8 protein-coding genes are annotated in these 9437 nt (G+C 70.7%); 1 reads left to right on the top strand and 7 read right to left on the bottom strand.

Annotated elements, in window-relative coordinates:
• On the bottom strand, positions 1–1888 hold a 1888-nt coding region (locus tag RMN98_RS13305), incomplete at its 3' end, for a TIGR03960 family B12-binding radical SAM protein (RefSeq protein WP_309649298.1).
• Positions 1889–1952: 64 nt separating this feature from the next.
• Between RMN98_RS13305 and RMN98_RS13300 the strand changes: the two genes are divergently transcribed.
• On the top strand, positions 1953–3074 hold the full coding sequence (locus tag RMN98_RS13300; RefSeq protein ID WP_309649297.1) for an ionic transporter y4hA: 1122 nt from the start codon (positions 1953–1955) through the stop codon (positions 3072–3074).
• 18 nt (positions 3075–3092) lie between these two features.
• On the opposite strand, the gene rodA is transcribed toward RMN98_RS13300, so the two are convergent.
• The 6 genes from rodA to RMN98_RS13270 all read right to left on the bottom strand — a co-directional run.
• A complete protein-coding gene (gene rodA / locus RMN98_RS13295) occupies positions 3093–4334 on the bottom strand; it encodes a rod shape-determining protein RodA (protein WP_309649296.1) in 1242 nt (413 codons plus the stop codon).
• Positions 4331–6460 carry a penicillin-binding protein 2 gene (gene mrdA, locus RMN98_RS13290; RefSeq protein WP_309649295.1) on the bottom strand — a complete coding sequence of 710 codons (2130 nt, stop codon included), beginning with the start codon at positions 6458–6460 and terminating at the stop codon, positions 4331–4333. Before mrdA ends, rodA begins: the two co-directional genes overlap by 4 nt.
• A complete protein-coding gene (gene mreD, locus RMN98_RS13285; RefSeq protein WP_309649294.1) occupies positions 6457–6969 on the bottom strand; it encodes a rod shape-determining protein MreD in 513 nt (170 codons plus the stop codon). Before mreD ends, mrdA begins: the two co-directional genes overlap by 4 nt.
• Positions 6966–7898 carry a rod shape-determining protein MreC gene (gene mreC / locus RMN98_RS13280; protein WP_309649293.1) on the bottom strand — a complete coding sequence of 311 codons (933 nt, stop codon included), beginning with the start codon at positions 7896–7898 and terminating at the stop codon, positions 6966–6968. The genes mreD and mreC overlap by 4 nt, the downstream gene beginning before the upstream one ends.
• Entirely contained in the window at positions 7898–8926 is a 1029-nt protein-coding gene (locus RMN98_RS13275; protein WP_309649292.1) for a rod shape-determining protein, read from the bottom strand. Before RMN98_RS13275 ends, mreC begins: the two co-directional genes overlap by 1 nt.
• A 140-nt stretch (positions 8927–9066) precedes the next feature.
• Positions 9067–9437 (bottom strand): hypothetical protein (locus RMN98_RS13270; protein ID WP_309649291.1); only part of this gene is annotated, 371 nt, incomplete at its 5' end.

The following is a 9437-nucleotide window of genomic DNA, read 5'->3' as shown; positions in this document are numbered from 1 at the left end:
CGGTGCCCATCTCGGGACACACGCCGCAGTCGTAGCAGGGGGTCCAGCGACAGTCCTCGACCTCGACCTCGGACGACGGGTCGATGGCGTCCTCCCAGTCCGCCCAGAGCCAGTCCTTGTCGAGGCCGGAGTCGAGGTGGTCCCACGGCAGGACCTCGTCGTAGGTGCGCTCGCGGGTGGTGTACCAGTCGAGGTCGACGCCGGTCCCGGCGAGAGCCGTCGTGGACGCCTCGAGCCAGCGGTCGTAGGAGAAGTGCTCGCTCCAGCCGTCGAAGCGGCCGCCGTCGCGCCAGACCTGCTCGATGACGGCGCCGACGCGGCGGTCGCCACGGCTGAGCAGTCCCTCGATCGTGCCGGGCTTGCCGTCGTGGTAACGGAAGCCGATGGCGCGACCGTACTTCTTGTCCTCGCGCACGATGTCGCGCAGCTGCTTGAGGCGGGCGTCGGTGGTCTCGTGGTCGAGCTGGGAGGCCCACTGGAAAGGCGTGTGCGGCTTGGGGACGAAGCCGCCGATGGAGACCGTGCAGCGGATGTCGTTGCGCCCGGAGACCGCGCGACCCTCCGCGATGACGCGCTTGGCGAGCTCGGCGATCTGGAGCACGTCCTCGTCGGTCTCGGTGGGCAGGCCGCACATGAAGTAGAGCTTCACCTGGCGCCAGCCGTGGGAGTAAGCCGCGGAGACCGTGCGGATCAGGTCCTCCTCGGTCACCATCTTGTTGATGACCTTGCGCATCCGCTCGCTGCCGCCCTCGGGCGCGAAGGTGAGCCCGGAGCGGCGACCGTTGCGGGAGAACTCGTTGGCGAGGTTGATGTTGAAGGCGTCGACGCGCGTGCTGGGCAACGAGAGCGACACGTTGGTGCCCTCGTAGCGGTCGGCCAGGCCCTTGGCGACGTCGGCGATCTCGGTGTGGTCGGCGCTCGAGAGCGACAGCAGGCCGACCTCCTCGAAGCCGGTCGACCGGATGCCGTTCTCGACCATCTCGCCGATGGTCTCGATCGACCGCTCCCGGACCGGTCGGGTGATCATGCCGGCCTGGCAGAAGCGGCAGCCGCGGGTGCAGCCGCGGAAGATCTCCACGGAGAAGCGCTCGTGCACCGTCTCGGCCAGCGGCACCAGCGGCTTGCGCGGGTAGGGCCAGGCGTCGAGGTCCATCAGCGTGTGCTTGGTGACGCGGTGCGGGATGCCGGGTCGGTTGGGCACGACGGCCTCGATGGTGCCGTCGGCGGCGTAGGTGACGTCGTAGAAGCGGGGGACGTAGATGTTGCCGGTGACGGCGAGGCGGCGCAGCAGCTCGTCCCTTCCGCCGGGGCGTCCCTCGGTCTTCCACTCCCGGACCACCTCAGAGATCGCGAGCACGACCTCCTCGCCGTCGCCGAGCACGGCGGCGTCGACGAAGGCGGCGATGGGCTCGGGGTTGAAGGCCGCGTGGCCGCCGGCGAGCACCACCGGGTCGGCGTCGGTGCGGTCGGCGGCGTGCAGCGGGATGCCGGCGAGGTCGAGGGCGTTGAGCATGTTGGTGTAGCCGAGCTCGGTGGAGAAGCTCAGGCCGAAGACGTCGAAGTCCTTCACCGAGCGGTGCGCGTCGACGGTGAACTGCGGGATGCCGTCCTCGCGCATGATGGCCTCCATGTCGGGCCACACCGCGTAGGTGCGCTCCGCGACGATCCAGTCGCGCTCGTTGAGGACCTCGTAGAGGATCTGGACACCCTGGTTGGGCAGGCCGACCTCGTAGGCGTCGGGATACATCAGCGCCCAGCGGACCGTCTCGCCCTCCGGGGCGCAGTCCCACTCCTTGACGGTCGAGTTGAGCTCGCCCCCGACGTACTGGATCGGCTTGGAGACCGAGGAGAGGCGGGGCTCGAGACGGGGGAAGACGCTGGCGGACATGGGCTCCAGACTAACGGCGCAGGGTGAGAACCTCTGATCCGACGGCGCTTCGTAGGGTGGCCGCATGACAGCGACGACGATCCGTGGCCGCTTCCAGTGGACCGTGGCGGTGCCGATCGTGGCGCTCGTCGTCCTGGCTGCCACCTGGGCGAGCCACGAGTCCTGGCCCGTGCTGGTCCTGATCGCGGCCGCGCTGGTCGCCGCGGTCATCTGCGCCGTCCACCACGCCGAGGTCGTGGCGCACAAGGTCGGGGAGCCCTTCGGGTCGCTGATCCTGGCCATCGCGGTCACCGTGATCGAGGTCGGCCTGATCGTCATGCTGATGACCAGCGGCGGCGAGGGCACCAGCACCTACGCCCGCGACACCGTCTTCGCGGCGATCATGATCACGCTCAACGGCATCGTCGGCATCTCGCTGCTGGTCGGCGCCTCCAAGCACCACCTGGTCAGCTTCAACGCCGCCGGCACCGGGTCGGCGCTGTCGACGGTGATCACGCTCGCGTCGGTGTGCCTGGTGCTGCCGAGCTTCACGACGTCGGCTGCGGGCCGGGAGTACTCCGCCGCGCAGCTGGCCTTCGCCGCCGTCGCCTCGCTCGCGTTGTACGGCGCGTTCGTCTTCACCCAGACCATCCGGCACCGTGACTTCTTCCTCCCCGTCTCCAGCGATGAGCAGGGTCTCGTGACCGGGTTGCTCGACGAGGACGAGGACGGGCACGCCGACCCGCCCAGCCAGCAGGAGGCCCTGCTCAGCGCCGGTCTGCTCGTGATGTCCCTGGTGTCCGTGGTCGGGCTGGCCAAGCTGCTCTCCCCCACGATCGAGGACGGCGTGAGGAGCCTCGGCTTCCCCTACGCCGTCGTCGGTGTCGTCATCGCCCTGCTGGTGCTGGCCCCCGAGTCGATCTCCGCGCTGCGCAACGCCGCCCGCGACCGCGTGCAGAACAGCCTCAACCTCGCCCTCGGCTCGGCCATGGCCTCGATCGGGCTGACCATCCCGACGATCGCGGTCGCGATGATCTGGATCGACGGCCCCTTGACCCTCGGCCTCGAGCCGACCCAGATGGTGCTGCTCGCGATCACCGTCGTGGTCTCCGGCCTGACCGTCGTGCAGGGGCGCGCCAAGGCGCTCCAGGGCTTCGTGCACCTGGTGCTCTTCGCCACGTTCCTCTTCCTGTCGATGCAGCCGTGACCAGTCGGCCGGACAGGCTCAGGACCTGACGAGCACACCGGGCGTCGGCGTCATGCGAGCGGCCGGGGCGGAGATCGCCCTCAGGTGGATGTTCTGCAGGAGGCCCACCGCGAGCATCCCGGCGAACATCGAGCTGCCGCCGTAGGACACGAAGGGCAGCGGGACACCGGTGACCGGCATGATCCCGACACACATGCCGATGTTCTGGAAGGCCTGGAAGCCGAACCAGCAGGCGATGCCGGCAGCGGCGATCCGACCGAAGACGTCGTCGGTGTGGGCCGCGATCGACAGCGCGCGCCAGAGCACGACCACGAGCAGCCCGATCAGCAGGCCGGCCCCGACCAGGCCCAGCTCCTCGCCGGCGACGGTGAAGACGAAGTCGGTGTGCTGCTCGGGCACGAAGCCCGAGCGGGTCTGCGAGCCGTCGAAGAGGCCCTGGCCGAAGAGCCCGCCGTTGCCGACCGCGATGCGGGCCTGCTCGACGTTGTAGCCGGCGCCCCGCGGGTCGAGGTCGGGGTTGGTGAAGGCCAGGAAGCGGTCGACCTGGTAGGCCTTGAGCGCACCGGCACCCACGGCGGCGACGGCCGCGGCCACGCCCCCGCCGGCCAGCAGCACCAGCCAGCGGCGCCGGGCACCGGAGGCCGCGAGCACGCCGAAGACGGTGGCCGAGAGGACCAGCATCGTGCCGAGGTCGGGCTGGAGCATGATCAGCGTGGCGGGCACGGCGGCGACGCCGAGCATCGCGAAGACGTCGACGGTCCCGACCCGCGTGCGCCAGCGCGCGTCGGCGCGCTCCGCGACCACCAGCGCCATGCCGACGACCACGGCGAGCTTGGCGAGCTCCGAGGGCTGGATGGACATCCCACCGACCATCAGCCACGAGCGCGAGCCGTTGATCGTGGAGCCCATCGTCAGCACCAGCACCAGGCCGACGACCGAGGCGAGGTAGACCAGCGGCGTGAGGATCCGCACCCAGCGGTGGTCGGTGGCCATCACGGTCACCATCAGGACCAGCCCGATGGCGACGTTCATGACCTGCTTGCCGAGGTAGGCCGAGGAGTCGCCGCCGGTGAGGTCCTCACGGTTGCTGGTGGCCGACCAGACGAGCAGCGCGCCGAGCACGGTGAGCGCGAGCACCGCGCCCATCAGCACCCAGTCGATGCCGTTGACCTGGCTGAGCCGACTGGTGGAGCGGCCCGCGGAGCGACCGGCAGGACGACCGGCAGGACGGGCGGGGGGACGGATGCTGGTGGTGGTCATCGCTTCTCCGTCGCCGGGGGCAGGATCGAGCCGTCACGCCGGAAGGTCGGCAGGCCCTGGGGCGGGGTGACCCCGGGGATGGCTGCGTCGGAGGGGCGGACCTGCTCCTCGGTGACGCCGTAGAGAGACTCCCAGATCTTGCGGATCGCGGGTCCGGAGGTGCCCGAGCCGGTGCCGCCCTGGCTGACCATCATCACCACGACGTAGTCGTCGGAGTAGGACGCGACCCACGAGGTCGACTGCTTGCCGTAGACCTCGGCGGAGCCGGTCTTGGAGCGGATCACGACCTCGTCGAGGGGGAAGCCGACCATTCGCCAGGCCATCGTGCCCTGACGCGTGACGCCCTTGAGTGCGTCGTCGATGTAGCCGAAGACGCCGTCCGGCACCTTCACCTGGCCGACCTTCTTGGGGGCGATCTTGCGGATGACGGTGCCGTCGGAGCTGACGACGGCCTTGCCGATGCGCGGGGCGTAGAGCGTGCCGCCGTTGGCGATCGCTGCGTAGGCCCTGGCCAGCTGCAGCGGTGTGACGATCGTGTCGCCTTGGCCGATGGCGAAGTTGACCGCGTCGCCGGCGCGGTAGGCGTAGCCCTCGACGCAGAACTCGCGGGCGAAGAGGTAGACGAAGTCGGAGGTGTCGGCGTCCTGCGGCTTGGCAGCAAGGTCGCAGTAGTAGTCCTTCTGCGACTCGAAGTAGGCCCGCTTCCAGGCGCGGTCGGCGATCCGGCCCGACGCCTCGCCGGGCAGGTCGATGCCCGTCTCTCGACCGAAGCCGAACTTCTTGGCCTCCTCGACCAGCGGGTCACGGGCGTCGACGTCGGCGACGTCCGAGCCGTAGCGCTGCCAGTAGTCGAGGCCGACGCGGTAGAAGAAGGTGTTGCAGGAGACCTCGAGCGCCTTGGCGAAGCTGATGTAGCCGTAGGCGCCGGACTCGTAGTTCTTGAAGTCGCGGTTGCCGACGCTGAGGAAGGACGAGCAGTTGAGCATCGTGTCGGTGCTGTAGCCGTTGCTGAGCGCACCGGCCGTCATGAACGGCTTCCACGTCGACCCGGGGGCGAACTGGCCCTGGGTGGCGCGGCCGAGCAGCGGCGTGCCGGCCGCCTCCGAGTAGAGCCGCGAAAGCTGCTTCTTGGTGATGCCCCCGACCCACAGGCCCGGGTCGTACGTCGGCTGGCTGGCCATCGCGACCACGCGACCGGTGTCGGCCTCGAGCACCACGACGGCGCCGGAGTCGGCCACGTAGTTCCTGCCGGTCACGGTGTCGCGCGTGGCGCGGGCGACCGCGATCGCCTCCTCGAGCTGGGTCTCGACGACGCCCTGGACCTTGGCGTCGATGGAGGTGACGAGCGTGTCGCCGGGCTGGCTCTCGACCTCGCCGTCGTCGCCGAGCACGCGACCCATCGAGTCGACGGCGACCGAGCGGTAGCCGGGCATCCCGCGCAACCACCGGTCGTACTGCCTCTCGACGCCGGCACGACCGACTGCGGAGGCACCGTTGACGGAGCGGTCGCCGTCGTCCTGCGCGGTGTCGTACTCCTCCTCGGTGATCGGGCTGAGGTAGCCGAGGACGTGGGCGAGGTTGATGCCGAAGGGCTGGGGGTAGGAGCGCACGGTCTGCTGGTCGACCACGACGGCCGGGAAGTCCTCGGGCTGCTCGAGGATGCGCAGAGCGACGTCCTGGGGCACGTCCTGGGCGACGGGCACGGCCTGGAAGGGCGATCCGTTCCAGCACAGGCCGGAGACGCTGCCCTCCTCACCGCACGTGACCAGCTGCTTCTCGATGCGCTTCGCGCGCTCGCCGACGACGCGACCGAGGCGCTCGACGAGCTTGGCGCGCACGCCGTCGGTCATCTTGTCGACAACCGTGCGGTCGACCGAGACGACCCACGAGGTGCGGTTGGTGACGAGCGGGCGGCCCTGGTCGTCGACGATCAGGCCGCGCTGGGGCTGGACGACGATCTCGCGCACCGACTGGGCGGCAGCCTGCGCGGTGTACTCGTCGCCGGAGACCACCTGGAGGTAGTAGAGCCGGACGAAGAGGGTCGCGAACAGCGAGAACACCAGGGCCTGCAGGACAACCAGGCGCAGCTTGCTGCGCTGGGCGGGCTGCGGTCGGGCGGAGGTCACGGCATCGCCCGCTCGGGCTCGAGCCGCTGGAACATCACCATCACCAGCGGCAGGACGAACGGCGTCAGCACGAGGTCCCAGACCACGCTGATGCCGACCACCTGGAGCAGGTCGGGCACGGTGAGCGGCGGGTCACGCAGCAGCAGACCGCTCAGCGCGAAGACCGAGGTGCCGAGGAACGACGAGGCCGCGACGGTGGCCAGCGCGGCGGTGACGGTGGGCTTGATGTCGAGGGCGACACGACCGGCGACGTAGCCGACGACCACGAGCGCGAGCGCCCAGCGACCGGCCACGTGGTCGGCGGGAGGTGCGAGGTCGAGCAGCACGCCCGCGCCGAAGCCCAGCAGCATCGCGAACTGCGAGCCCCGCACCAGCGCGGCACCGACGACGACGAGGAGCACGAGGTTGGGCACGACGCCCTGCCACGAGACGTAGGAGAACACCGAGACCTGGAGGACCAGCGCGAGGCTGACCGCGGCGACGGCGAGGAGGGCACGCACGGAGGTCACCGCAGGCTCCCGTCGGCCTCGATCACGGCGCGGTCGCTCGAGGTGCCCGAGGGCACGACGACGCCGACGAGGTCCAGGGCGCCGAAGTCGACGAACGGCTCGATGACCGCGCGCTGCGAGGAGTCGCGCAGGTTGGAGAAGACGGTGGAGATGCGACCGACCGGCACACCGGCGACGTAGGGGGCACCGCTCTCGCTGCCCCAGGTGACGACGGTGTCGAACTTGCGGGGCACGACCGACTCGTCGATCAGGTCGAGGTCGAGGCGGCCCTCGTCGCCGAGCACGCCGCGGCCGTGGAGCATCCCGATCTCCATGCTCTCGCCCACGCGCCCGCCGACGACCGAGTCGGCGTCGATGAGGAGCAGGACGGTGGCGGTGGTGGCGGTGACCCGCAGGATGCGTCCGACCAGGCCGTCGTTGTTGACGACCGTCATGTCGGGACGCAGGCCGGAGCGGGCACCCGCGTCGATGGTCACGGTGCTGGAGAAGGACTGCGAGGGGCCCATCCCCACGACGCGGGCCGGGACCAGCGCATAGCCGAGGGTGCCTGCGGCGGCCGTCAGCCCGTCGTACTCGGCGAGCTTGTTGCGGTCGTAGCCGGCGGTGTTGACCTGCTGGCGCAGCGCGGCGTTCTCGGCCTCGAGGTCGTCGATCTCGGAGCGCATCGAGTCGTGGGTGGTGAACCAGCGCGGGATCGCGGCGACGGGGCGCACGACGGCGGCGGCGGTGACCTCGACGGGCCCGTAGACCTCGCCCATGGCGCGACGGACGGGCTCGACGGGTGAGTCGGAGCCACCGTGGTAGTCGAGGGTGATCAGGGTCGCGCATGCCAGGAGCAGGGCGACGACGAGCGCGCGCGGGGGCTGTCCGCGACCAGGGGTGCGGTCGGCGCTCCCCCAACGACGCTCGCGGTGGTGGTCGAGGGCCATCAGAAGCGCCTCGCGTCGGAGACGAGCACCTGCTGGAGCGCCTCGAACTCCTCGACGCAGCGGCCGGCACCCAGGGCCACGGAGAGCAGCGGGTCCTCGGCGACGTGGACCGGCATGCCGGTCTCGTGACGCAGGCGCTCGTCGAGGCCGCGGAGCAGGGCGCCGCCGCCGGTGAGCACGATGCCGCGGTCCATGATGTCGCCGGCCAGCTCGGGCGGGGTCTGGTCGAGCGTGGCGCGCACGGCGTCGACGATCGCGTGCAGCGGCTCCTCGATGGCCTGGCGGACCTCGGCTGCGGAGACGACCACGGTGCGCGGCAGGCCGGTGATCATGTCGCGACCGCGGATCTCGGCCTCGGGCTCCTGGGCGCTCGGGAAGGCCGAGCCGAGGGTCATCTTGACCTCCTCGGCGGTGCGCTCCCCCAGCATCAGGGAGTGCTCCTTCTTCATCCAGGTCACGATCGCGGCGTCCAGCTCGTCGCCGGCCGTGCGGATGGACAAGCTGGTCACGATGCCGCCGAGCGAGATGACGGCGACCTCGGTGGTGCCGCCGCCGACGTCGACGACCATGTTGCCGGTCGCCTGGTGCACGGGAAGCCCGGCGCCGATCGCGGCGGCCATGGGCTCCTCGACGATGTAGACCCGCCGGGCGCCGGCCTGGTAGCCGGCCTCCTTCACCGCACGCTGCTCGACCGCGGTGATGCCGCTCGGCACGCAGATGACCATGCGGGGCTTGGCGAAGTAGCGGCGGCGGTGGACCTGGTGGATGAAGTAGCGCAGCATCTGCTCGGTCGCCTCGAAGTCGGCGATCACGCCGTCCTTCAGCGGTCGGATGGCGGCGATGTTGTCGGGGGTGCGCCCGATCATCCGCTTGGCCTCGTGACCGACCGCGAGCACCTCGCCGGTGGTGGTGTTCATCGCCACCACGGACGGCTCGTCGAGCACCACGCCCTTGCCGCGGACATAGACCAGCGTGTTGGCGGTGCCGAGGTCCACGGCCATGTCGCGGCCGACGAAACTAGAAGCCATGCGCGCTGCCTCGCAGGAGTTGCGTGTGTACGGGGAAGTGGGCAGGCACTGGTCCGACCCAAGGCTCAGGGTAGGTAGCGCGCTCCCCTGTTCCCCGCAGGACACGCGCAGGTGCGGGTTTCCCCGCGACCTGACGAGGCTCAGAACTCGCAGGTGGGCGGGCCGCCCGCGAGGACGGCCGACCGGTCGAGGCGCAGCAGTCGCGGCACGAGCGCACCACCCGGATCGCGGTACGGCGAAGAGCTGGCCTCGCTGACCACCCAGATCGAGCGGCCGGTGACCGCGAAGTCCTCGGCCCCGGGCACGAAGTCCCGCGCCCGGCCGCCACGGTGGACCAGACCGCACGAGATCCGCGAGGAGACGTGCCACAGCGAGCCTGCGCCGGTGAACGCGAGCCCCTGGAGCCGGGGCGGCACCCGGGTGGAGCGCGACATGGCGACCTCGCCGGGACCGGGCGCGGCCTCCACGAGATCGGTGGTGCCGGAGGCGAGCACCGACGCCTCGTCGTACC

This window comes from Nocardioides sp., from assembly GCF_031397825.1.
In the GTDB taxonomy this organism is placed as follows: domain Bacteria; phylum Actinomycetota; class Actinomycetes; order Propionibacteriales; family Nocardioidaceae; genus Nocardioides.
Note: the sequence above shows the minus strand (reverse complement) of the source record. Positions and strands in the feature narration are given on the sequence as shown.

Bases quoted from the DNA above. Each gene is read 5' to 3' on its own strand.
- RMN98_RS13300 (WP_309649297.1), top strand. From the start codon at position 1,953: ATGACAGCGACGACGATCCGTGGCCGCTTCCAGTGGACCGTGGCGGTG.
- rodA (WP_309649296.1), bottom strand. From the start codon at position 4,334: ATGACCACCACCAGCATCCGTCCCCCCGCCCGTCCTGCCGGTCGTCCT.
- mreC (WP_309649293.1), bottom strand. From the start codon at position 7,898: ATGGCCCTCGACCACCACCGCGAGCGTCGTTGGGGGAGCGCCGACCGC.
- RMN98_RS13275 (WP_309649292.1), bottom strand. From the start codon at position 8,926: ATGGCTTCTAGTTTCGTCGGCCGCGACATGGCCGTGGACCTCGGCACC.